21 protein-coding genes are annotated in these 22,945 nt (G+C 59.9%); 19 read left to right on the top strand and 2 right to left on the bottom strand.

Going from position 1 to position 22,945, the window contains the following annotated elements; translation table 11 throughout:
* The first annotated feature begins 118 nt into the window (after window positions 1-118).
* From QP503_RS08150 to QP503_RS08060, 19 genes are all read left to right on the top strand, one after another.
* Window positions 119-1,558, top strand: a complete 1,440-nt coding sequence (locus tag QP503_RS08150; protein ID WP_285069503.1) for a four-carbon acid sugar kinase family protein — start codon at window positions 119-121, stop codon at window positions 1,556-1,558.
* Between the two features lie 67 nt (window positions 1,559-1,625).
* Entirely contained in the window at window positions 1,626-2,507 is an 882-nt protein-coding gene (locus tag QP503_RS08145; RefSeq protein WP_103632072.1) for an NAD(P)-dependent oxidoreductase, read from the top strand.
* 7 nt (window positions 2,508-2,514) lie between these two features.
* Window positions 2,515-3,888: a GntP family transporter gene (locus QP503_RS08140; protein ID WP_285101569.1), complete on the top strand. Its 1,374-nt coding sequence runs from the start codon at window positions 2,515-2,517 to the stop codon at window positions 3,886-3,888.
* Between the two features lie 256 nt (window positions 3,889-4,144).
* On the top strand, window positions 4,145-4,300 hold the full coding sequence (locus QP503_RS08135; protein ID WP_285067902.1) for a hypothetical protein: 156 nt from the start codon (window positions 4,145-4,147) through the stop codon (window positions 4,298-4,300).
* 36 nt (window positions 4,301-4,336) lie between these two features.
* On the top strand, window positions 4,337-5,005 hold the full coding sequence (locus tag QP503_RS08130) for a helix-turn-helix transcriptional regulator (protein ID WP_103632075.1): 669 nt from the start codon (window positions 4,337-4,339) through the stop codon (window positions 5,003-5,005).
* Complete coding sequence (locus tag QP503_RS08125) at window positions 5,005-6,192, top strand: MalY/PatB family protein (RefSeq protein WP_103632076.1); 1,188 nt, start codon at window positions 5,005-5,007, stop codon at window positions 6,190-6,192. Before QP503_RS08130 ends, QP503_RS08125 begins: the two co-directional genes overlap by 1 nt.
* A 23-nt stretch (window positions 6,193-6,215) precedes the next feature.
* On the top strand, window positions 6,216-7,679 hold the full coding sequence (gene nhaC, locus QP503_RS08120) for a Na+/H+ antiporter NhaC (RefSeq protein ID WP_103632077.1): 1,464 nt from the start codon (window positions 6,216-6,218) through the stop codon (window positions 7,677-7,679).
* Window positions 7,680-7,767: 88 nt separating this feature from the next.
* On the top strand, window positions 7,768-8,322 hold the full coding sequence (locus tag QP503_RS08115; protein ID WP_257878479.1) for a hypothetical protein: 555 nt from the start codon (window positions 7,768-7,770) through the stop codon (window positions 8,320-8,322).
* A gap of 129 nt (window positions 8,323-8,451) precedes the next feature.
* Entirely contained in the window at window positions 8,452-9,174 is a 723-nt protein-coding gene (locus QP503_RS08110; RefSeq protein WP_179370196.1) for an MptD family putative ECF transporter S component, read from the top strand.
* Between the two features lie 81 nt (window positions 9,175-9,255).
* Window positions 9,256-10,071: an energy-coupling factor transporter transmembrane component T family protein gene (locus QP503_RS08105; protein WP_179370195.1), complete on the top strand. Its 816-nt coding sequence runs from the start codon at window positions 9,256-9,258 to the stop codon at window positions 10,069-10,071.
* The gene (locus tag QP503_RS08100) at window positions 10,068-13,487 is read left to right on the top strand and encodes an energy-coupling factor transporter ATPase (protein WP_218840363.1); all 3,420 of its coding nucleotides are present in this window, start codon (window positions 10,068-10,070) and stop codon (window positions 13,485-13,487) included. Before QP503_RS08105 ends, QP503_RS08100 begins: the two co-directional genes overlap by 4 nt.
* Window positions 13,484-15,208 (top strand): ABC transporter ATP-binding protein, encoded by a 1,725-nt coding sequence (locus QP503_RS08095; protein WP_179370194.1) that lies wholly within the window; start codon window positions 13,484-13,486, stop codon window positions 15,206-15,208. Before QP503_RS08100 ends, QP503_RS08095 begins: the two co-directional genes overlap by 4 nt.
* A 42-nt stretch (window positions 15,209-15,250) precedes the next feature.
* The gene (locus QP503_RS08090) at window positions 15,251-15,559 is read left to right on the top strand and encodes a hypothetical protein (protein WP_285101564.1); all 309 of its coding nucleotides are present in this window, start codon (window positions 15,251-15,253) and stop codon (window positions 15,557-15,559) included.
* A 16-nt stretch (window positions 15,560-15,575) separates the two neighbouring features.
* A complete protein-coding gene (locus tag QP503_RS08085) occupies window positions 15,576-16,349 on the top strand; it encodes a tyrosine-type recombinase/integrase (RefSeq protein WP_285101562.1) in 774 nt (257 codons plus the stop codon).
* Between the two features lie 13 nt (window positions 16,350-16,362).
* On the top strand, window positions 16,363-16,734 hold the full coding sequence (locus QP503_RS08080) for a single-stranded DNA-binding protein (RefSeq protein WP_285101560.1): 372 nt from the start codon (window positions 16,363-16,365) through the stop codon (window positions 16,732-16,734).
* A gap of 248 nt (window positions 16,735-16,982) precedes the next feature.
* Window positions 16,983-17,609 carry a hypothetical protein gene (locus QP503_RS08075; RefSeq protein WP_285101558.1) on the top strand — a complete coding sequence of 209 codons (627 nt, stop codon included), beginning with the start codon at window positions 16,983-16,985 and terminating at the stop codon, window positions 17,607-17,609.
* Window positions 17,600-18,031: a hypothetical protein gene (locus QP503_RS08070; protein ID WP_285101556.1), complete on the top strand. Its 432-nt coding sequence runs from the start codon at window positions 17,600-17,602 to the stop codon at window positions 18,029-18,031. The genes QP503_RS08075 and QP503_RS08070 overlap by 10 nt, the downstream gene beginning before the upstream one ends.
* Entirely contained in the window at window positions 18,028-18,804 is a 777-nt protein-coding gene (locus QP503_RS08065; RefSeq protein WP_285084285.1) for a ParA family protein, read from the top strand. The genes QP503_RS08070 and QP503_RS08065 overlap by 4 nt, the downstream gene beginning before the upstream one ends.
* 2 nt (window positions 18,805-18,806) lie before the next feature.
* On the top strand, window positions 18,807-19,193 hold the full coding sequence (locus QP503_RS08060; RefSeq protein WP_285101554.1) for a hypothetical protein: 387 nt from the start codon (window positions 18,807-18,809) through the stop codon (window positions 19,191-19,193).
* 203 nt (window positions 19,194-19,396) lie between these two features.
* Here QP503_RS08060 and QP503_RS08055 read toward each other — a convergent pair whose 3' ends face one another.
* Together QP503_RS08055 and QP503_RS08050 are read right to left on the bottom strand one after the other, a co-directional pair.
* Entirely contained in the window at window positions 19,397-20,473 is a 1,077-nt protein-coding gene (locus tag QP503_RS08055) for a lytic transglycosylase domain-containing protein (RefSeq protein ID WP_285101552.1), read from the bottom strand.
* Window positions 20,474-20,480: 7 nt separating this feature from the next.
* The gene (locus QP503_RS08050) at window positions 20,481-22,649 is read right to left on the bottom strand and encodes a coiled-coil domain-containing protein (protein ID WP_285101550.1); all 2,169 of its coding nucleotides are present in this window, start codon (window positions 22,647-22,649) and stop codon (window positions 20,481-20,483) included.
* Between the last annotated feature and the right edge of the window lie 296 nt (window positions 22,650-22,945).

Raw genomic sequence — 22,945 nt, 5'->3', positions numbered from 1 at the left:
CGCAAGTCCTCAGAGGACTACTTGCGCGCACGCCGATGCGTGGCGTATAGTGACACCAGTCCTCAGAGGTCTGAGCAATGGTGCTCGGATGAGAGGGCCCGAATCCCGAAGGAGTGTCATGCCGCTCATCAGTCGCGACGAACTCGTCGCAGGGCTCCCCCCGCAAGCCCCCGTCTCCCCCACCGACGTCGACGCCGCCCGCGCCTCCGCCGCCCGGCGCCCCGTCCTCGTCGTCCTCGACGACGACCCGACGGGCACCCAGTCCGTCGCAGATCTGCCCGTCCTCACCGCATGGGAGGAGGCTGACTTCGACTGGGCCCTCGCGACGGGCTCCCCCGCCGTCTACGTGATGACGAACTCGCGCTCCCTCGCCCCCGCCGACGCGGAGCGCGTCAATCGCGAGGTCGTCGCCTCCGCCCTCGCCTCAGCGAAACGCCTCGGCATCGAGGTCGATTTCGTCTCCCGCTCCGACTCGACGCTCCGCGGCCACTTCCCCCTCGAGCCCGACACGATCGCCGCCGCCCTCGAGGAGAACGGCGAACGCGGAGTCGACGGGGTCGTCCTCGTCCCCGCCTTCCCCGAGGCCGGGAGGATCACCCTGCGCGGGATCCACTACGCCGGATCCGCCGAAGCGGGCTACGTCCCCGCCGCCGAGTCCGAGTTCGCGAAGGACAACACCTTCGGGTACGCCCATTCGACGATCGCGGACTGGGTGGAGGAAAAGACAGGCGGCCGCACCCCGGCCGGGCGGGTCCTCCTCATCGACATCGAGACCCTGCGCACCGACCCCGATCGGACGGTCGAGATCCTGAGGAGCGCACGGGATTCGCAGCCCATCGCGGTCGACGTCGTCGAGGCCTCGGACCTGCGAGCCCTCGCCCTCGCCCTCATCCGCGCCGAGGAGGCCGGCTCGCGCTTCGTCTACCGCGTCGGCCCGCCCTTCGTCCGCGAGCGCATCGGGCAGATCGCCCACGAGCCGCTCACCTCCGAGGAGATCGCGCAGTCGCGCTCCGGGAGGATCCCGAGCGCCGGTGGCCTCGTCGTCGTTGGCTCGCACGTCGGCGTCACCGCCCGCCAGCTCGACCGGCTCACCGCGAGGTCCGAGGCCGAGGTGCTCGTCCTCGATTCTGCGCGGATCATCACCGGCGACCGCGCGGAGGAGCACATCCGCGAGCTCGTGGAGAAGGCCGCCGCCGCCCTCGAGACGAACACGATCATCCTGCGCACCTCGCGCGCGATGCTCTCCGGATTCGATGCGGACACCGCCCTCGCCCAGGCGCGCGCGATCTCCGCGGCGATCGTCGCCGTCGTTCACGGCGTCGTCGAGCGGGTCACTCCCCGATTCGTCGTCGCGAAGGGCGGGATCACCTCCTCCGACGTCGCCTCGAAGGGCCTCGAGATCCGGCGCGCCCGAGTCATCGGACCGATGCTCCCCGGCATCGTCTCCCTCTGGTCCTCCGTCGACGGGATCGCCGCCGGCGTCCCCTACATCGTCTTCGCGGGCAACGTCGGCACCGACGAATCCCTCGCGGATGTCGTCGAGAAGCTCGAGAAGTAGCACCTTCATCCCCGTCCGGCCGCGGACGACGAGGTCTGCGGCCCCCAACTTCAAGGAGAGAACACCCATGTCGAAGCGAATCGCCGTCCTCGGTCTCGGAGCGATGGGACTGCCCATGGCCTCCCATCTCGCCAAGACCTTCGAGGTCACCGGATTCGACCCCTTCGAGGAGCGCCGCGCCCTCGCCGCCGAGCACGGCGTCGCCGTCGCCGACTCCGCCCCCACGGCCGCCTCCGGCGCGGACTTCGTCCTCATCGCCGTGCGCAACGCCGCCCAGCTCGAGGAGGTCCTCCACGGGCCCTCCGGCGTCGTCCCGGTCCTCGAACCCGGAGCCGCGATCATCCTCACCTCCACCGTCGGCGCCGAGGCCGTCGAGGCCGAGGCCGATCGCCTCGCCGAAACGGGCATCGGCCTCGTCGACGCACCCGTCTCCGGTGGCCCCGTCCGAGCCGGGGAGGGCGACCTCCTCGTCACCTGCGGCGCGACCCCCGAGGTCTGGGAAGTCGCGAGGCCCGTCCTCGACGAGATGGCGGGAACTCTCGTCCTCGTCGGCGACGCCCCAGGCAAGGGGCAGTCGATGAAGACCGTCAACCAGCTCCTGTGTGGCGTCCACATCGCCGCCGCCGGAGAGGCGCTCGCCCTCGCGGGGAAGCTCGGGCTCGATCAGAGGATGGTCCTCGACGCGCTCATGGCCGGCGCCGCCCAGTCCTTCATGCTCGGCAACCGCGGGCCCCGCGCGATCGAGGCGTGGGAGGGCGTCGAACCCGAGGTGTGCTCGCGACTCGATATCTTCGTCAAGGACATGGGCATCGTCACCTCCGCCGCGAAGCGCGCGGGCATCGCCGTTCCCGTGGCCGCCGCCGCCGAACAGCTCTACATCCTCGGCAATGCGCAGGGGCGCGGCGGGGACGACGACTCCACCGTCATCCGCGTCGTCTCCGCCAGGTGAGGTTCACATGAGCACCGGAATCCTCCTCGGGATCGCCGTGGGCGCGATCCTCGTCCTCCTCCTGCTCGTCATCCAGCTGAAGATGTCCGCCTTCGTGGCGATGCTCCTCGTGTCGCTCGGCACCGCCCTCGTCACCGGCATCGCGCCGGAGGAGGTCGTCGGCACACTCCAGAAGGGCATGGGCAACACCCTCGGCTCCGTGATGATCGTCGTCGGCCTAGGCGCTATGCTCGGCCGGATCATCGAGACCGCCGGGGGCGCGGACGCCCTCGCGCTCGCCTTCACGAAGAAGCTCGGCGCGAAGCGCGTGATCGGCGCGGTCGTCGCCGCCGCCTTCGTCCTCGGCATCCCCGTCTTCTTCGACGTGGCCTTCATCATCCTTGCGCCGATCGTCTTCGGCTTCGCGCGCATCGCGGGCATCAACCCGATGAGGATCGGGCTTCCGGTCGCAGGGGTCCTCCTCACCGTGCACGTCGCTATGCCTCCCCACCCCGGCCCCGTCGCGGCCGCCGGCATCACCGGCGCGGACACCGGCATGATGATCCTCGTCGGCCTGCCGATCTGCGCAGCGACCGCGTTCATCGGCCACTTCGCGGCGAAGCTCATCGACGTCGAGAAGTACGAGCTCGGTGACTCCCCCGCCTCCGCCCACATCGGCTCCGTCGGCTCCGCGGGCTTCGAGGGTGCGCTCGCCGTCGGCAGGAAGGCGATCCCCGCCGGGCTCGTCGTCCTGCTCATCCTCCTGCCGATCGTGCAGATCATGGGTGGCACCGTCTCGAACATGCTCCTCGCCGACGGACCCACCCGGAAGTGGATGGGCCTCATCGGCTCCTCCCTCGTGGCCCTCCTCGTCGCCGTCATCGTCGCGTCCATCGCGGTTGGGCACCACCAGGGGTGTAACGCTCGAGAAGCGTGGGGCTCCGTCCTCGACTCGGCGCTCCCGGACGTCGCCGTCATCGTCTTCGTCACCGGCGCGGGCGGCGTCTTCGCCTCGGTCCTCGTTGCCTCGGGCATCGGCGATGCTCTGTCGACCTCGCTCGTCGCGATGCGCATGCCGTTGATCCTCGCGGGATTCCTCATCAGCGCCGCGCTCCGCGCCTCGCAGGGCTCGGCGACCGTCGCGATCCTCACCACCGCGGGCCTCCTCGCCCAGCCGATCGCCGATGCGGGCTACTCGCCCCTCCAGACGATGCTCGTCACCCTCGCCATCGGCTTCGGCGCTCTGGGACTCTCGCACATCAATGACTCCGGATTCTGGATCGTCACGAAGTACCTCGGTCTGTCCGTCAAGGACGGCCTCAAGACCTGGACGCTCCTCTCGACGGTCCTCGGCCTCACGGGCTTCCTCCTCACGTGGGGAGTCTTCGCCCTCGTCGGGTGATCCGTTCGACGTCCCTCCCCCTCGGTCAGCCGTGGTCGCCCCCGTACAATCGGAGGCGACCACGGCTGATCGGTCGCTCGAACACTATCCGCGCGCGCTCCGCGCCTCGACATGCGCGATCGACTGCCACCCATCCCCGTCAGAGACCGGGAGAGCCCGGGAGTCCCGGGAAACAAGGCGGATCGTAACCGACACGACTCACGAGGGTGCGGCCGCGCCCGAGAAGGACCAGGCCATCGAGACGACCCCCACAGCGGTGCCCGTCGAGTACTCCGTCAGAGTCGTCCGACTCGGCGACATCGTCCCCGTCGCCGTCGAGCCGGAGGCCGCTCCGGACATCACCGATTCGGGCAACGAAGCACAGACACAATTTTTTCAACAGTTTGTTGACGCGAACCTATTGAGTCACTAAGATAAACGATTAAAGCGTCAAAGCCGGAGGTTCTGCATGACTGCTTCACCGTCGAAGCTAAACGAGCACGATCAGATTATCTCCACCCTTCAACAGCTGGTTGAACCAATGAAAGCAACACTTGTCGGACCCGCCGAGGTCATCGTTCACGATCTCACTCGGCTCCCGAATTCAATCGTCGCGATTGGCGGCGATGTCACCGGTCGATCGATCGGCGATCCGGCGACCGACAAGCTCCTTGACGCCGTCGCCTCCGGAAATCTGCGCACCAGCATCGGATACCGGACAACGTCTCCGAGCGGTAAGGAGCTTCTCTCAACAACCGCCATCATCCGCGACTCGACCAACCAGCCCGTCGCCGCCCTGTGCATCAACCGCGACATCTCCAGCTGGGAGATCCTTCATTCCCTCACAGGCGCGCTCGCGGGCCTCTCGCTCCCAATTTCCGCCGAAGAGGAGCAGGCGACGACCGAAGTCTTCGTTAGAGACGTCGACGAACTCGCGACGCTCCTCCTCTCACGGGCCGTTGCAGAGTCGGGGGTTCCCGTCGACGAGATGAGAAAAGAACACAAGGTCGAGGTCGTCCGACTCCTCAAAGCGAGGGGCTTCTTCCTCCTGCGGGATGCAGCGGAAATGGCCGCCGAAGCCCTCCACTGCACGCGATTCTCCATTTACAACTACCTTAACGAGACCGAGGGGGAATGATGACCACTACTGACGAGGACTTCAGCCGGCACCTGTCGCGCTGGGGCACGCATTCGGCGAAATGGGATCTGCTCGCCAAGGACCTCGGCGAGAACGCGATCGCCCTGTCCGTCGCGGACATGGAGTTCGTCTCCTGCCCCGAGGTCCGAGAGGCGATCGCCGACGCCGCCGCCCTCGGCGCCTACGGCTACACCGAGGTCTTCGACGACTTCGCCGAAGCCGCGACCGCGTGGATGACCCGCCGCCACGGATGGTCCTGCGAGGTCGAGGACGTCCACTTCTTCCCCCGAGTCGTCCAGTGCGTCGCCGCCCTCGTCGATCACGTCCTGCCGCGAGACGATCGACCGGTCCGCGTCGTCACGCTCGATCCGGCCTACTCGCCCCTCCTCGAGGTGTGCGAACGCGCGGGCACCGATCTCGTCCGCGTGCCCATGCGCGACACCGCGGCCTCCGCCTCGATCGACTGGGAGGCCCTCGAGGAGGCGCTCGCCGACGCGGACCTGCTGCTGTGGACGAACCCCCACAATCCGACGGGCAGGATCTGGAGCGCCGACGAGCAGCGCCGACTCGCCGAGCTGCTGCGCGAATGCCGCGCCCTCGTCCTCTCCGACGACATTCACTGCGACTTCGAGCGCCCCGGCGGGCAGCGCTACTCGGCCCTCGCCCGCGTCGCGAAGGACCTGTGGATGAGCGGACGGATCGTCCACTGCGCCTCTCCCGGCAAGACCTTCAACATCGCGGGCCTCGAAGCGACGGCGATCTGCGTCCACGGGCCCCTCGGCGCCGAGCTCGAGGCAGCGAAGAGGCGCATGGGTCTGCACAACCCGAATTACTTCGCCATCCCGGCGGCCATCGCCGCGTGGACGAAGGGCGACGCGTGGGTCGACGCCCTCGCGAAGGAGATCGACGCCAACCTCGAAGCCGCGAGGTCCCTCCTCGCGCGCCTCCTGCCGGAGGCGAGGGTTTCGGACCCGGACGGCACCTATCTCCTGTGGATCGACGCCTCCGCGTACATCGGCTCCGAAGCCGACCTCGTGCGCGCCGAGCGCGCCGCCTCCGTCACGGTCAGCCCGGGACCCGATTTCGGTCCCGCATACGATCGATTCTTCCGTATCAACACAGCACTCCCCCGTCAAGAACTCCTCGAGGGGATCACCCGGCTCGCCGGGGCGCTCACGAGGAACTGACGATCCACATCGAAAGGACAACGATGTCTCCTACAACCCCCACCGCCCCGGCGAAGGCCGAGCGCAGGACTCCGAGCCTGCTCCTCGCTGCAGTCCCGGTCATCACGCTGATCGTCCTGTTGGGAGGTGGCTACATCTTCGCTGAACTCCCGGTCGAGCCCCTCCTCATCGCCTCGGCTGTCGTCGCTGGCCTGGTCGCCTGGCGTCTCGGGTACTCATGGAACGAGATCATGGACTCGGTCGCGGAGAAGATCGCGAAGACGATGCCCGCGATCCTCATCCTCATCTCGGTCGGCCTCCTCATCGGCACGTGGATGGCGGGCGGCACGATCCCGATGCTCATCTACTACGGCCTGAAGATCATTGACCCGCAGTACCTCGCCGTGATCGCCCTCGTCGTCACCGCGATCGTCTCCCTGTGCACGGGCACCTCCTGGGGCTCCGCTGGCACGGTCGGCGTCGCCTTCATGGGCGTCGCGGTCGGCATGGACGCGAACCTCGCGATGGTCGCCGGCGCAGTCGTGTCGGGCGCCTACTTCGGAGACAAGCTCTCCCCCCTGTCGGACACGACGAACATCGCCTCGATGGCGACCGGCGTCAACCTCTTCACGCACATCCGCCACCTCCTGTGGACGACGCTTCCGTCCTTCCTCACGGCGGCCGTCGTCTATCTCCTCTTCGGCCTCGGCCTGTCCGGCGGCCAGGTCCCCGAGAAGGTCGGCACGATCCTCGGCACCCTCGATTCGGCATTCAACTGGAACCTCCTGCTCCTGCTGCCGGTGATCATCGTCCTGGGCGGTTCGATGTGGAAGAAGCCGACGATCCCCGTGATCCTCGTGTCCAGCGCGGTCGCGATGTTCAACGCCGTGGTCTTCCAGGGCATCTCCTTCAAGGACACGGTCGTCGCAGGCGTCAACGGCTTCGACGTCGAGATGGTCGGGAAAGCCGGATTCGATGCCTCGTCCGTCATCGAGGACGTCACGCGCCTCCTCAACCGCGGCGGCATGAACTCGATGATGTCGGTCCTGCTCATCTGTTTCTGCGCGATCACCTTCGCCGGCGTCGTCTCGGTCTCCGGTTCGCTCGACGTCCTCATCTCGAAGCTCCTCAAGCCGGTGCGCTCGACCTTCGGCCTCATCGCGGCGACGATCGTCACGGGCCTCGCGACGATCGGCATCACCTCGAACGGCCAGGTCTCCCTCCTTATCCCGGGCGAGATGCTCCGCGGCGAGTACGTGAAGCGCGGCCTCGACCCGAAGAACCTCTCGCGCACGATCGAGGACTCGGCGACCCTGTGGGAGCCGATCCTCCCCTGGACGTCTGCTGGCGCCTACATGGCGGGCACGCTCGGCGTCGCGACGCTCTCGTACCTGCCGTGGGCGGTGTGCAACTGGATCGCCATCGGCTTCGCCCTCCTGTGGGGCGCGACCGGCATCGGCATCGCGCGCCTGAGCGAGGAAGAGAAGGCAGCTCTCCAGGAGGCCTGAGCCTCCATCACACGCCACTCCTCGTGGACGGGAGTTGCGCAATCGAGCGGGGTCCGGAGCTTCGGTTTCGGGCTCCGCTCGTCGGCGTTTGAGCCTCTCGCGTCGATACGCGGCTGATGGCAGGGCGGTCGACCTGTTCCGCACGAACTACCTCGAGGTCGCTCACAACGATGCCACGCCCGTCACCTATCCTTACGCCTGGCCAGGCCCTGTAAACACCGGCGTTGCCAGCGAGCGCGATCTTAACCACGACGGAAAGACGGACGGGCCGTCAGACGCCTGGGGGTTCGGAAAGTTCCCCGGCCAATACGGTTTCATCGTCTACTCGAAATACCCGATCAAGACCGACACGATCCGCACCTTCCAACACTTCCTGCGGAAGAACATGCCCAGAGCGCTCCTGTCAACCAATCCGGACGCAACACAGTGGTACTCCGATGAGCAGATCGCCCACCTCTCGTTGTCCTCAAAGACACACGCTGATCTCCCCATCGATATCGACGGCACGATCATCCACATCCTCGCAGCCCACCCGACTCCACCTTCATTCGATGGGCCCGAGCAGCGCACTCACTCGAACAGTCACCGACGACATACGAACCTCTTTCGTACGACAATTTCACACTATCGCCTTACGCACTGACCGACAATAGCTGAGCACAGTTCACCCTCGCCCACTCCACCCGCCCACTCCACCCGCTCACCCCAAGTTCTGAAGGTAGTATCATTAATCTTTATTAGCTCTACCTAACTTAGATAATGGAGTCCGAATATGGAGAATCAGACAGCAACGACAGACCAGACCGTCACCCTAGACGCAGACGCACACAAGACCGCAGACCTCCCCACAGCTCAGCAGGCCACCGCGCCTCAGCCTCCAAAGACCAACCCCCTGAAGGAATGGGGAGTCCGCGAAGTCGTGACCGCAATCCTGCTGAGCGCCCTGACCGTCATCGTCATGTTCATCGGCGCATCACTCACAATGTTCGGCTTGGATCTGCAGATGCTTGCATCCGGTGGCCTCGGCGTTTTCCTTGCCGCCCCCGTCTTCATGCTGATGACCCTGCGCGTCAACCGCCTCGGCACAACCTTCATTTTCACGACGATCGCGTCGATCCTCTTCACCGTCCTCGGAAACTACCTGTACCTGATACCCTTCTATGTCGTTGGTGGCATCATCCTGGACCTGATCTTCCTGCGCACTCCTGAACATCGCCAGAACTCCTGGTGGATCACCGCCACATGGACCGTTTTCTCCGGCCTGTACCTGCTGTCAACGATGATCCCCTTCATGGGCAATCTGCAGAAGTACATCGACGACGTAGTCGCAGCCCGTGGCTTCACCCAAGAATGGGTCGACACGTTCCTGAAGTACTACTCCAACCCCGCGTGGGTTTTCGGCATCTTCATCGCGACGATGATCGCCGGCTTCCTGGGCAGTTTGATCGGCCGGAAGCTGATGGCGAAGCATTTCTCGCGCGCCGGCGCACTGTAAATCTGCGTTGTCAATCTGCGCCTCAACCTGCGTTGTAAATCCGCGCTCAAACCTTCACTGCAACCCCACACCGTAAGCCCGATGAGCCCCATCCTGACATCCGAGCCGACCGCGTCCACTACCCCCACGCCAGCCTCCACGCCGACACTCGAAGGCGCGAGTACACAGGCCAAACCCGCCGACGCCCGCCCCACGTACGAGTCCCACTTCCCCGGGTTCACCGTGGCAACGGAAGTGATCGTCTTGGCGCTTGTCATGGTCACGGCGGATTGCGATCTGAAACTGTTCCCGATGCTCGCATTGAGCCTCGCGTCGCTGGTCTACATGATCGTTGCCCGCCAGGCGCGCGCCGCTTTCAGTATGCTGATCTACTTGGCGGTCCTCGGTCCGATTTACGTGGGGTACATGGCGTACGGGATGCGCCCAGTCTTCCTGTCCCCCATTCAGATCTACCAAGCGTGGAACACGTTCCCCGTTCTGGCAGCAGCGTGGATTGTCTTCATGACGCCACCCGGGATGATCAGCGCCTCGCTCGCCCGCATCCACTGCCCAAAGAAGATCATTCTGGGCGTACTGGTGTTTCTGCGATTCTTCCCGACTTTCACGGCCAGCTGGCGCCTGCTTCGCGACGCTCTGCGCAAACGAGGCCTCAGTCGCCCCACCCAGATGATCACCAATCCGCTCGACACCTACGAATACGTCATGGTTCCATCTCTGCTTGCTCTGGTTGATTCCGCTGATCAGTTGTCGTCGTCGGCAGTCACGCGCGCGGCCGAGGCCCCTCACGCGCGCACCAGCTACTACAACATTCCAGTGCGCACGAAAGACGTTGTCTGCGTCGTCATCGCTGGCATCGTCTGCGCCTCCGTTTACTACGCGAACGGCCTCGTCGCATGAACCCGACCAGCGTCGATGTGCCCCTGGCGTGCTTACGCGGAGTTTCGTTCTCATACAAGGATGCTCCGCAAACAATTCACGAGGCCACCTTCAGCGTCAATGCCGGTGAGTGTGTGGTGTTATGTGGCCCTTCGGGTGGCGGGAAAACCACTCTGATCCGCCTGATTAACGGGCTTGCCGGCGGTTTCTATAAGGGAACAACTACCGGTAGCGTGTCTTTGGGCGATCAAGATGCAGCGAGCCTTGCTCAGTGGGAGCGAGCCGAAAAAGTCGGCAGTGTTTTCCAGGACCCGTCATCGCAATTCTTCTCTAGCCAATTAGCAGGAGAAATAGCTTTTACCTGCGAGAACCTAGGCTACGGCCACGAACGCGTCGTGTCCCTTACCGACCAGGCAATCTCTTCTTTCTCTTTGGATAACCTGCGTTCCATCCCGAACGATTCACTTTCATCAGGGCAAAAGCAGAAGGTCGCTATCGCGTCCGCACTGGGACCTCGTCCCTCTTTGCTCGCCATGGATGAGCCATCGTCCAACTTGGACGAGGACGCGTCGGCACACCTCGGGCGCACCCTCAAAAAGTTGAAGCAGCAGGGCTTCGCGATGGTCATCGCCGAGCATCGCCTGGCATATCTGATGGACGTCGCTGACCGTTTCCTGCTGGTGCGTGGTGGCCGAATTGAGCGCGAGCTGACGCATAACCAGGTAATGGACCTTCCAGAGGAAATCCGCCTTGAGTGGGGGCTCCGCGATCCACGCTGGACCTCACGTCCCACCCTCCCCCGACCTCACCAGCACCCAACGGGCACGTCGGCGCACGACTCCACTTCGCAAGCCTGGAATCAGCCGACGCTTCAGATCCGCGAACTCGGTGCTGCCTACGGTTCACGCAGTATCTTCACCAACGTGTCATTCAGCGCCAACGAGGGAATGATTGTTGCTCTGACCGGTGATAACGGGGCTGGCAAGACGACCCTTGCACGCATTTTGGCGGGCTTGAAGAAAGCGTCCGGGGGCAGTGTTATCGTCAACGGAAAAGCCTGCAAACGACGCGATCTCCTCCGGCGTGTCTGGTTCAGCCCCAACGACGTCAAAGCGGAATTCTTCACCCCCAGCGTCGAAGAAGAAATTATGCTTCAAGTGCGCACTGACGAGGAGCATAAAGAGAAAGCGCGCTCAGTCCTGCGCAACCTTGGCCTGTGGGAGATGCGCAAGCAGCACCCCGTAACCCTGTCGGGCGGACAAAAACAGCGACTGTCCATCGCCTGCGCAATCATGTCCGACCGACCCGTTCTGGTCCTCGACGAACCAACAAGCGGGCTTGACGCTCTCAATATGGAGCTCGTGTCGCGCGCCCTCGAATGCGCGGCCGAGGCAGGCAAAGCGATCATCGTCGTCACACACGACAACGAGTTCCTGCGCCGTTGTTGCACGCACTCCTACGTCCTCAACATGAAAGAAGGACAGTCCATGAAGGCAGATGGTTCCACGGACAGCCTCAATGGCCCCTCGGCGAAAGATGACCCCCAGGCGAAGAAAGAAAAGACCGCTGGCTTGAAAGAGCTGTATCTTCGACTGACGAAGCCGGCACACGGAATGATTATCCGTGGCATGGTCATGTCCGCTTTGTCAGTTGCCGTCGGCTTCGTGCCGTATGTCATCGCGATCCTCATTGCGCAGGACGCGTTACGTGGCCAACTGCCACCAGCGTCGACTCTGGTCATCATGTCCGTGGTTGCCATCGTGTGCGCTGCCGTCGACCGTATGTTGTTCGGCGCAGGCACTGGCGTCTGCCACGTTGCGGATGCTGATTTCAGAGTCCATGCCCGCCACATTTTGATCGATCACTTCTCGAAGCTACCGCTCGGTTGGTTCAATGACCGCAGTTCTTCGGAGGCGACGCAGGCTGTTTCCGACGATGTTCTAGGTATGCACCAGACCATCGGGCATGCTCCCACCGAGATCGTGCGCGCGGTCCTTTCCCCACTAATCCCATTGGTCATCCTGTTTATTGCCGACTGGCGAATGGCACTGGCATTCCTTGCCTACATCATCGTCTTCATCGGCATTTCAGGGATGTTCATGTCCCGCGACTACGCGACGCTGTCCGAGCAATACAACGCCGCAAAGATCGAGCTTTCTTCGTCGATCGTCGAAATCGCTGAGGGCATCGAAGTTGTGAAGACCTTCGGTAGCACACGCAAAGCCGGTTCACGCTATCGCGAGGCGGTCGAACGCCTGACGGAAGTCACCTTCGAGTGGACGAAACTAACTGCCGGACCGTTCTCGATGCTCAGCGCATTCATCTCGCCGGGCACGGTCCTGGCGTGCCTCGGCCTGGGCTCCAGCCTCTTCATCTCGAAGGGCTGGTTCGACTTCGCGTCCGCTGTCCCCTTCCTTGTCTTAGGGCCCTCAATCCCGTCGGGCCTGGTGACCGTGGCATCGTCCATGGGATTCTTGCAGACGGCATTGCACAATCTCGAACACATCGGGCAGGTACTTTCCACCGACCAGCTACCTGAACCCGACAAGCCAGAGCCTCTGCCAGCGACTGACGTGGATATCGCGTTCGACGACGCCTCGTTCGCCTACACGCAGGACGGAAAGTTCGCGCTCGACCACGTAGACGCGCACATCGAAGCCGGGAGCGTCTGCGCACTGGTTGGCGATTCGGGCAGTGGCAAGACAACATTCGCGCGCTTGATCCCACGCTTCTGGGATCCGACCAGCGGGAGCGTCAGCCTTGGCGGACACGACCTGCGGAATATCTCCACACAGTCCCTGTTGTCGCAGGTAGCCATCGTTTTCCAAGAGGCCATGATGCTGTCACTCCCCATTCGTGACAACATCAAACTCGCCTGCCCTTCCGCCACGGACGAGCAGATGATCGAAGCCACACGCGCGGCACAAATCCACGATCGCATCTGCGAATTCCCCGCTGGCTACGATTCCGTCATCGGCTCAGCCGACTGCAACCTGTCGGGAGGCGAAGCTCAGAGGATTGCCATCGCCCGCGCAATTCTGCAGAATGCGCCGATTCTGGTCCTCGACGAGGCCACCGCACACACCGACCCCGAAAACGAAACTGCGATCCAGACTGCTCTGAATCACCTGTCGCACGGTCGCACGACCATCGTCATCGCGCACCGGCTCAACACGGTTTCCGGAGCGGACATGACGCTCGTCCTCGAAGACGGTCGCGTGCTCGAGGCCGGCCAGCACGATAAGCTCTTGGCCGCCAATGGCCGGTATGCGCAGCTCTGGAACACGCAACAAGTCCAGGCATTCCATGGTCGCGACGAAAAAGAAGACTTCGTGGGGAGCCTCGTCAATCCCAATAGGCACACACCCGCTACCCCTGAATACACCACGAATCCCACACCGGCACTCGCTCACGATTCGCAGGAAGGCGCGCAATGATCGTCAACAAGATTGATAAGCTCGCTGGCCGCTCGACTGGAGTCAAAGCTCAGGCCGTCTACTTCGCGATCTGCGGAGTGCTCGAGGGAGCCGTCTACACATCCCTCCTCCCCTTGCTTCACGCCCTTTTTGATGGCGACGGACACACAGCGTTCACGTGGTCGATGGTTGCCGTCGGGCTCGGCGTCGTCTGCGCGCTTGCGAACTATTTCGCGGAAACGCACGGGTACATGATCGGCGACGTCATCGTTTTGCGATCGATCCAAGAACGTTTGGGCGACCACGTTGTGAAGCTCCCTCTCGGCTGGTTCACCGCTGGGCGAGCCGGCGAACTCGCGTCCCTTTTGGAACGCGACCTGCAGATGATCATGAACCTACCCGGCATTTTCTTAAAACAACTGATCACCGCAATGACCATCCCCGCGTGCATTGCCCTGCTCTACGTATATGTCGATTGGCGAATTTTCATCGCCTACGTGATCACAATGCCACTGCTGTACACGTGGGCGCAGAAGATGGGCGAAGCAGCCGGAACCGGACACGCTGAAGAAGAAAAGTCGAACGCACAGCTGGCTAGCCGAATGCTCGAATTCGTTCATGCTCAGCCGATCCTGCGCGCAACGGGCACGGCTCAAACCGGTTGGAAAGCTCTCGAAGACGACATTCAACGCGACCACGAAACAACGGTTCGCACTCTCAATCAGACCCAGAAGCCGATGACCATGTACACCCTGTTGGTGTACCTGTCATTCGGCCTGACATTCCTGTGCACGACCGCGCTTCTTGCCTATGGAACGCTAACCGCGGTTGAGTACCTGTTCGTCATCGTTTTAGCCCTGCGATCGGTCGACGCGCTCCTGAAGGCAGGTAGCCAAGCCATGTCCTTCAACGTCTGCCAGAACGCGATCAATGCGTCCGAGAAGATCCTCGCCACCTCCCCACTGCCGGAGACAGATTCACCGAAGAACCCCGCGGACGCCTCGATTTCCTTCGACCACGTGCATTTCTCCTACGATGGCACGCGCCAGATCATCAACGATGTCACCTTGGAGTGTCCAGCCGGACAGATGACCGCGCTTGTCGGCCCGTCCGGTTCCGGCAAAACGACGTTGACCAGGCTGATCGCTCGCTTCTGGGACGTCACAGAAGGCTCCGTCCGAATCGGTGGCGTCGACGTTCGAGACATGGCAGTCGACGACTTGCTGTCGATGGTGTCGCTGGTCTTCCAAGACGTGTACCTGTTTGACGGCACGATCGAGGACAATATCCGCTTCGGACAGCCGGACGCCAGCGACCAAGATGTGCGCCGAGCAGCACGCATCGCCCGGCTCGACGAGGTTGCGGAGCACCTCGAAGATGGGTGGGAAACCCGCGTCGGCGAAGGTGGTGGACGACTATCTGGTGGCGAACGTCAGCGCGTGTCAATTGCGCGTGCGTTACTCAAGAATGCGCCGATCGTCCTCTTCGACGAGGCCACCGCGGCACTCGATGCTGAGAACGAGGCAGCGATTGTGGACGCCATGCATTCACTGGCCAAGGACAAGACCGTCATCGTGATTGCGCATCGCTTGTCGACTATCGCTGAGGCTGACCAGATCGCCATGCTCGAAGACGGGCACATCACGCAACTGGGAACCCACAAGGCACTACTCGCCCAAGAGGGGCGCTATCGCAGTTTCTGGTCGGATCGCCAGCAAGCGCAAGACTGGAAGGTCCGATAAGGGCGGGGGTCCACTCCCCTTTTGGCGTGCGTAGCCGGCTTCTTGGATGTTCCTGTCGAAGTGCTTGTTCCAGCTGAAGCCATCGAAAAAGCAAAGCACCCGACCCTTTCGGATCAGGCACCTGAGTTTATTGAAGCAGTGCCCCAAGTCGGGCTTGAACCGACGACCGACGGGTTATTGATTTGCTGTTGGATTATCGCCTTTGTCAGAGTCGCTATTCATCTTTCGTCTATTGGGGTATTAAGCACTGTTGATGTTCCGATTCATGGTGACGACAGGCACGATGAATCGCATGAATACGAATCACCCTTTAGTACTCAAAGTTCCACCCCTTTGGCAATCTGCTCTTGATTCGTGGGAGCAGGAAATGACCGTTTCAGGATTGCGTGAGCGGACAATCGGCACACGCTTGCGTCATGTACGGCAAGCTGCGCGAGCGCTTAAGCCGGATCCGCGAGAAGTGACATCCGTCGAGCTTTTAGGCTGGGTGTCTGAGCGCTCTTGGCAGCTTGAAACACGCCACGCGTATTATTCATCGCTTCGATCGTTTTTTGGCTTTATAAAAGGCGTTAATAGTCCTGCGTTGGCGTTGCCTCATATTCACCGCCCGAATGCTCTTCCTCGTCCAGTTCCTGATACTCAGCTGATAGAGGCGCTGAATAGCGCATCGCCTCGCACTCGCCAGATTCTTCTGCTTGGAGCGTGTGTTGGTCTGCGTGCAAGCGAAATCGCGCGCGTACATATCGACGACTTCTTTCATGATCTGCATGGATATTCCTTGCACGTTGTCGGCAAAGGCGGGGTCTCTCGGTTCGTTCCGATTGATAGGGGTTTTGCTGAAGAGCTCATGGAATGCGCCCGAGGCAATAATGGGTGGCTTTTCCCTGGTAAAGATCATGGGCATCTTTCACCGCGTTACGTGTCGAAGCTCGGCTCTTGTGCTCTGGCTTCACCGTGGACTTTACATACTCTTCGGCATCGCTTTGCCACTACTGCCTACAGGAATAGCCATGACCTTATTGCTGTTCAACGGCTTCTTGGTCATTCCTCGGTTGCAACGACGCAACGTTATACAGCCCCTGCCGATGACGCTCTGCGTTTGGTAGCCGAATCGACTCATCTCAATGTGTCACACCCCTAGAAAGGAAATCACCATGTCCGTTACGTGTCGCGTGACTGGAAACATCTCTCAACCGATATTGCGTCAGCTTGATTCAGGGTCGGTTGTTCTCAATTTCGGTATCGGAGCGACCCATCGAAAGAAAGATCAGAACTCTGGAGAATGGAACGACGTTGGCGAAGAGCTATGGATCAACGTCTCTTTTTGGGACGAGAAAGCAGAGCGCCTTGCTGGTGTTTTGCGTAAGGGCTCAAAAGTGTGTGTCGAGGGCATTCTGGTGCGAAAAGAGTATGAGGGACGCACGAACCTAGAACTGTCCTCCCCTTCTTTCATTGAATCGGTTTCACTTTCGGCTCACACTGATTCGAATTCTGACCCCTGGAGCGTGCAAGAAAACGACGAGTAATTCGTTTGTTTTCTAGGGCTACTCAATGCAGTAGCCCTATTCCACTCGCCTATTACCGGCAAATACGGCAAAGACGGTAACGGCGGTAATAACGGTAAATACGGCAATGACGGCAAAGGAAGGCTCTGATTGCAATGTCGAGTACACGCAGAAGCGACCCGGCCACTTCACATGAGGCAGAAGCGCGTTTAAAAGATCGAACGAGGGAAAAGCGTCGCATTCTTTCAGCGTTTCTTGAAGTGGGCGATATGACTGACTCCGAGTTAGAGAGCCTTGCTACGGCTGAAAACTGGCCACACGCAGGTAGTACCTATTACCGCAGGCGGAGGTCAGATCTTAAAGCCGAGGGAAAGATTTACGCGACGAGTGAGCGTCGTAAGAATCAAGCTGGCAATTCTGAGACTGTCTGGGGGCTTGCTCCTGCCCCGCTCGATCAGGTCGAGGAATCGATTTTGGCAGACGCGCGTGATGCAGTCTTTGCGCGTTTAGACGATGGAACGTTCGTTTTGAAAGGTGTGGGGCTTGTTGAAGGAAGTGTTTTAACTGTCCATGCCAAGAGTGGACACGCACGAAGGGTGATCGTACGGAGAGTGACTGAGCACTCTGATGGCACTTCAACAGCGTCATTCGATTGGGCTCCCACAAAGGCAGGTTTCAAAGAGCGCGTTGTCTTTGTTAAACATGGCCAGATTTTCTATGTGCGAGGAAAGAACCTCGTTGAGGGAGCGCGCGTAGATGTGAGCGTGAAAGGCAAAAGGCACACGCGCCCGGTGATAGTGGAACGAATTGTTCATAGCGATGAGGACGGCTACCAGACTGCAACATTCCACTGGCTTAATGCACTGGATATGGATAGAGACAAGGAATGCCGGTAAATACGGCAATGACGGTAAAGACGGTAAACACGGCGATGCCGGTAAAGCCGGTAAAGGCTTTTGAGAGGAACATGCATATGAGAATCGATGAGTTTGTTGAGGGCTGGCAGGCGATGCCTCCAGATGAGGGCAAGACAGCCCTGATGGGCATTCGGGTGTTTGCGCGGTACGTGCTTGGGGAGTTATCCGCTAGGGCTGATGACACCGAGCATGATGCACAGACGTTCTTAGCGCTGATGGATAAGCGTCGTGAGCAGAAGGAATCGTCAATGATCGATTGGGAAGAAACGTGGGCGTGGGCGAAGTTGCAGTACGAAGCGTGCACATCAAAAACATTCGCCTATGTGAAGTCAAAGGCTTTGATTTCTGATGCGCTCGATTTAGCAGAAACGCACTTGCAACATAATGAGGACACGAAATGATTATTGCGATCTGTAATCAAAAAGGTGGCGTTGGTAAGACGACGCTCGCAACGAACATCGCCTATCAGCTTGGGCTGAGGTCTGAAAAGCCGGTTTTACTTGTTGACGCTGATCCTCAAGGTAATGCCACAACGATGATGAGTATTGATGTTGATTCATCAACGCTGACGCTCAATGATGTGATGAGCGCGATTGCAACAGGTGGGTCTCCTGAAGTGACCTCTCATGCCGTTTATCCTGCTAGCGAAGTGTGGGGCAACATTGAGGTTCTGCCCGCTGATCGTCTTTTAGCCAGTAGAGAAAACGACGTTTCATTAGGCCGTGAGCAACGCTTGGCGTCAGCGTTGAGTGTCATCAAGCATGAGTACGCGCATATTGTGGTTGATTGCCCTCCGTCGCTTGGAATGCTCACAACGAACGCTTTGGTGGCTGCTGACCGAGCCTTGGTTGTTTCAACGGCTCGTGAGTCTTCGGCGGACGGTGTAGCTGAAATGATTACGACCCTAGCAACTGTACGTAGTTGCTATAACCCGAAGCTGAGCTTGTCGGGGATTGCTATCAACGCCTACAGGAACGACCGAGTTGATCGGAGAACGTGGAAAAATGCGCTCAGTGACACGTATGAAGACCTCGTGTTGTTGGACGCGATTATTCCTGAACGTGAGGCAATCGCACGTGCAGGTAGCGATCATGAGCCAATCCGAGACATTGACAGCATGAAAGCTTTTGAACTCATTGCCGACAAACTCATCTCTTCGACTCATAAGGAATGATTGTGAAAACCCCTGATGCTAGCGCCCTTACCGCTTTGCGTAAGGCAGAAATTCTTGATCCCATCATTGCGGGCGACTCAACAATTACCGGCAAAGCCGGTAAATACGACATTGCCGGTAATGGCGGTAAAGCCGGTAAAGAATCAGTACGTAGTGTTGGTGTCCCTCGAAAGTCGAAGCTCACTTTGACGCTTGATGCGGATCTGGTTGGTCGGATCAGAGCAGCCTACCGCGCAGAGCTTGCCGACAAACCTGAGCTCTCATCTCTTTCTCAGTGGGCTTCAGATTATCTCTTGCAAGCTGTCAACCAGGTTGAGGCGACGCATAATCATGGCCAGCCTTTTATCCCTGTTCAAACAGGCGTCCTACGACCTGGGCGATCAGTATAAGTTCAGCCTAAAGCCACCATAATTGCCGTCTTTACCGCCATTACCGGTAAAGACGGCAAAGCCGGTGGAATTGGGTTTGAAAGAACTCAAGATTTTCGTTTAAAAGCGAAAGCCGGGGGACACCCCCGGCACTTGGAGGTAGCGTCACCGCCACCGCTTTAATTAAAGCACGCCGGATGGGAAAGAAAAGAGTAGATGTCTTGTCATCCGAGGGCAGGGTTGTGCTTAATGACGATGCTGCCGTTTTGGATTGCTGCGTCTCCGACGGTGGCGAGCATGGTCGTAACGAAGTATTCGTTGGTGCCGTAGTTTTCGATGGTGATGTTTCCGCTCGCGTCCACGGCTGCGATGTAGGCGACGTGGCCGTAGGAGGGGTGATATCCGAACGCGCCTGGACGGTAGGAGATGATGTCCCCCGGTCGGACTTGTCGCATTGAGGGGACTTTGATCCACCCTGGCATATTGCCGTCGAGTCCCCATTGTCCGCCGTGACCGCCTAGCGGGGTGAGTGTTGCCCATGTGTATTTCCACTGGGTGTTTGCGCCTGCGAACTTGACGCCCATGTCGCGATTGACTCGCCAGAAGGCGAAGTCTGTGCAGTTGCCATAGGCGTAGCGAGTGTTCCAGTTGATCTCACCGTAGGGCCCGTTGGCATATGGGTAATCGTTGCCCATCGGCCCGCCTGCTGCTCCAACGCCTAGAGGCATTCCTACTTGCGCGTATTTTGAGGCTGCGAGAGCTGGAATTTTCTTCACGTAGTTTTGTGTTTCACCAAAGGGTGGGACTCCACCATATCGGAGGACGTTTCCGATACCTGCGTTGTAGGCTGCGAGGGCGAGTTCAACGAGGTCGCCTGAGACTCGGCCTTGTTGAATGTAGTTCTTCAATGCGCTGACTTGATTGCACATGTAGGTGCCTTGGCTCATGATCGCGTCGGCTGGATTGTAGATATCGGCTTTACCGTCGCCGTCTCCATCGACTCCGGCTGCCGCCCAGGTGCCCGGCATGAATTGAGTAAGTCCGGCTGCGCCTGCCGGTGAGAGGGCGCGCGGGTTCCAGCCTGATTCTGTTTCGATCTGTGCTGCGAGCAGTGGCGCGGTGATTTCTTCACAAATCTGGCCTGCTTTGAGTATCCATTGGACGTATTCTGCGGGCACGTTTGATTCGTTGAGTCCGGCTGCTTGGGTTTCATCATCGCCACCTCCGCCGAGGATTGCGAGGGTCAGTGGAAATGTTGCAATCGTCAGTAGCAACGACATGAGTGCAGCCAGTAGTTTCATAGTCGTGTCAGTTCACCGTGATAGAGCCAGAGTTGATGAGTCCATCAGCGCTTGTGCTCCACGAATAGGTTCCCGTAGGAACTGAGATTGAACCACTAAACGTGCGCGCGCCTGAGACTGTTCCTTGCCCGAGGGTCACAACATTTCCTCCGACATTTGCAGTGACAGTGACGGGGGCGGAGCCAACCGACGAGACGGTGACGCTGAAGCTGACTGTTCCTGACGAGGAAGAGACAGACGTGTTCATGTCTGCGATGTAGCCTCCAACGTCTGCGCCTTGCGCGGGCGAGGCAGGTGTAGGAGCCGGTTGAGGAGTAGACGGCTCTGAGGGCGTGGGCGTTGGTTCTGTCTGGGTCGGCTCGGTGGGGGGAGCGGTTTGCTGATAGCTCGCATTTGAGTCAAGAACCGCTTGCTTAGCAGTGTTGAGCGCCTCTGTTGCATTCTTGAGTTTGTCTAATGCCTGACTGTATGAAGCCGATGTTTCAGGCGCGGGCTGGGAGGCGAGTTGGGAGAGAGCGTCGATTGCCAAACGGAGCGTCTGACGTGTTGCTTCGTCCGATACTTTTCCTTCAGTGTCAGCGAGCAGTGTTTCGCTTTCGCTGATAAGCGAATGGGCGCGGGTAATCTCCGTTTGCCACTCTTGGGTTTCTTGTGAGCTCAATCCTGCTGATTGGGCGGATTGTGCGCTGTGAGGTTGCACTGTTTGCCCGCTGTTTGGCTTATCTTTTCCGCTTGGAGTGGTTGCCATGTATATGCCAGCACATGTTGCGCCAGCAAGAAAGAGCAGAGCAAACACGACGATGAGTATGCGTCGGGCTAGTTGTCTAGGGCGTCTATCGCCCTCCTGGTCATCATCTGATGCTGGTGCGGATTTGGGAGTAAAAGCTTCAGGCGTGTGGTGGGCTGGCAGGGTCTGGGTCTGAGCGTCTTGGGCTTTGAGTTGAGATTTGAGAGCGTCACGTTGGCGCATGAGTGCATCGCATTCTCTCTTCCGGCTTTCAACGTTCTGAGACAGGGTTTCAACGCGCTCGGTGAGCGTGTCACGCTGGGTGCGTAGGCGCGCGATCTCGGCCTCGTGTTCGCTGATGTTGGCGTGGAGTTCTTCGAGGTCGGCTCGGCTTGGGCGAGCGTCAAGCTGGTGTGTCAGATCATCGATCTTTTTGGCGAGCTGGTCGCGCTCATCAGTTGAGTCTTTAAGCTGGGCTTCAAGGGCGAAGCGTGCGCGCTCGGCTTCGACATTGGTCTGTTCAGCTGCGCTAAGGGCTTGGCGTAAGTCATGTTTTGCTTGTGATAGTTCGCCTGCGAACTGGGTGTTTTCGCTTCTCAGTGTTGCGATTTGTTGCTCAGACTGCTCGTTTTGTTGGAGTAATTCACCGGCGTGTTCGTCTAGGGTCGCAATCTCGGCAGTCTTTGCGACGATGTCGGCATTCAGGCGAGTGATTGTGTTTTCGAGGTCGAAAATACGTGCCTGTTCTTCTTTGAGCGACAGTGTGAGAGCCTGCTTTTCCTGATCGACGCTCGCCAGGAGTGCTCGGGTTTTCTCGGTTTCGCTCTGAGCGATGTCGAGGTCGTGGGCGAGGTGGGCGCGCTCGGTTTTCTCAGCAGTGAGCGCCTCCCTGAGTTGGGCAAGCTCAGCTTTAAGCTGGGTTGTTGTGGCGTCATCTGTTTCTTTTTGCTCATACGCCGTGCGTACTCGCCTCAGCTCTGATTCGGTGGAGGCGCGTTCAGAAGTGAGGGTTTCAACCTGGGAGGTAAGATCAGCGATCAGAGCTTGAAATGTTGTTTCCTGCTCATGCCATTGGTCACGCTCATGCGCGAGCGTGGTATGCGCTTCATCGCACCGGCGGGTCAGAGTTTGAATCTGAGCGTCAGTATCGCTGCGGCGAATGCTTAATGCTGATGCGAGAGCTGCTTCTAACTCGCCGTTGCGTTGTTCGAGCTGGCGAATACGTGCGCCCATATCCTCGTGTGAGTCTGACTCTTCTGGTTGGCTTGAGCGAGCTGGTTTAACACCGGCTGGACGTGGAGGGTCAAGCGTTATGTCTTGTCCGTCAATCGTGACAGTGCCGTCAGGATTGATACGTGCGCTCTGACCGTCGTTTAACGAGAACATGATCGGCTGGCGCGGATGAGCGGAGATGATCTGGCGGATCTTGGCTTCATCTGACGGGTTCACGAGAGCTCCACAAGTACTTAATACGAGGCTGAATACTGATATGTGGAATGAGCGCTCACGTTGCTCACAACGAAAAAACTTGACTATGCGTAGCTTCGTGTGCGTGTTATTGTAAAAGGTTGGATAATTTCAGGCTGAAGCGACTGGTTGGTGAGAGTGCGCGCGTGCGCGCACTGGTCACATTCCTTATAAATCCGCCGTTTATAAGGAGTGACCAGTGGCTTCACAACGAAAAAGCTCATTCGAGCCTCAGCCAGCCTTGTTTGATCTAGATTTTCTCTTTGAAGGAGCAAAAC

This window comes from Pauljensenia sp. UMB0895 (genome assembly GCF_030218905.1).
Taxonomy (GTDB): domain Bacteria; phylum Actinomycetota; class Actinomycetes; order Actinomycetales; family Actinomycetaceae; genus Pauljensenia; species Pauljensenia turicensis_A.
Note: the sequence above shows the minus strand (reverse complement) of the source record. Positions and strands in the feature narration are given on the sequence as shown.

Excerpts from the sequence above, each read along its gene's own strand:
- QP503_RS08075 (WP_285101558.1), top strand. The coding sequence starts at position 16,983 with ATGACTGACTCCGAGTTAGAGAGCCTTGCTACGGCTGAAAACTGGCCA.
- QP503_RS08150 (WP_285069503.1), top strand. The coding sequence starts at position 119 with ATGCCGCTCATCAGTCGCGACGAACTCGTCGCAGGGCTCCCCCCGCAA.
- QP503_RS08095 (WP_179370194.1), top strand. The coding sequence starts at position 13,484 with ATGATCGTCAACAAGATTGATAAGCTCGCTGGCCGCTCGACTGGAGTC.
- QP503_RS08070 (WP_285101556.1), top strand. The coding sequence starts at position 17,600 with ATGCCGGTAAATACGGCAATGACGGTAAAGACGGTAAACACGGCGATG.
- QP503_RS08140 (WP_285101569.1), top strand. The coding sequence starts at position 2,515 with ATGAGCACCGGAATCCTCCTCGGGATCGCCGTGGGCGCGATCCTCGTC.
- QP503_RS08065 (WP_285084285.1), top strand. The coding sequence starts at position 18,028 with ATGATTATTGCGATCTGTAATCAAAAAGGTGGCGTTGGTAAGACGACG.
- QP503_RS08080 (WP_285101560.1), top strand. The coding sequence starts at position 16,363 with ATGTCCGTTACGTGTCGCGTGACTGGAAACATCTCTCAACCGATATTG.
- QP503_RS08105 (WP_179370195.1), top strand. The coding sequence starts at position 9,256 with ATGAGCCCCATCCTGACATCCGAGCCGACCGCGTCCACTACCCCCACG.
- QP503_RS08110 (WP_179370196.1), top strand. The coding sequence starts at position 8,452 with ATGGAGAATCAGACAGCAACGACAGACCAGACCGTCACCCTAGACGCA.
- QP503_RS08085 (WP_285101562.1), top strand. The coding sequence starts at position 15,576 with ATGACCGTTTCAGGATTGCGTGAGCGGACAATCGGCACACGCTTGCGT.
- QP503_RS08100 (WP_218840363.1), top strand. The coding sequence starts at position 10,068 with ATGAACCCGACCAGCGTCGATGTGCCCCTGGCGTGCTTACGCGGAGTT.
- QP503_RS08145 (WP_103632072.1), top strand. The coding sequence starts at position 1,626 with ATGTCGAAGCGAATCGCCGTCCTCGGTCTCGGAGCGATGGGACTGCCC.
- nhaC (WP_103632077.1), top strand. The coding sequence starts at position 6,216 with ATGTCTCCTACAACCCCCACCGCCCCGGCGAAGGCCGAGCGCAGGACT.
- QP503_RS08125 (WP_103632076.1), top strand. The coding sequence starts at position 5,005 with ATGACCACTACTGACGAGGACTTCAGCCGGCACCTGTCGCGCTGGGGC.
- QP503_RS08055 (WP_285101552.1), bottom strand. The coding sequence starts at position 20,473 with ATGAAACTACTGGCTGCACTCATGTCGTTGCTACTGACGATTGCAACA.
- QP503_RS08130 (WP_103632075.1), top strand. The coding sequence starts at position 4,337 with ATGACTGCTTCACCGTCGAAGCTAAACGAGCACGATCAGATTATCTCC.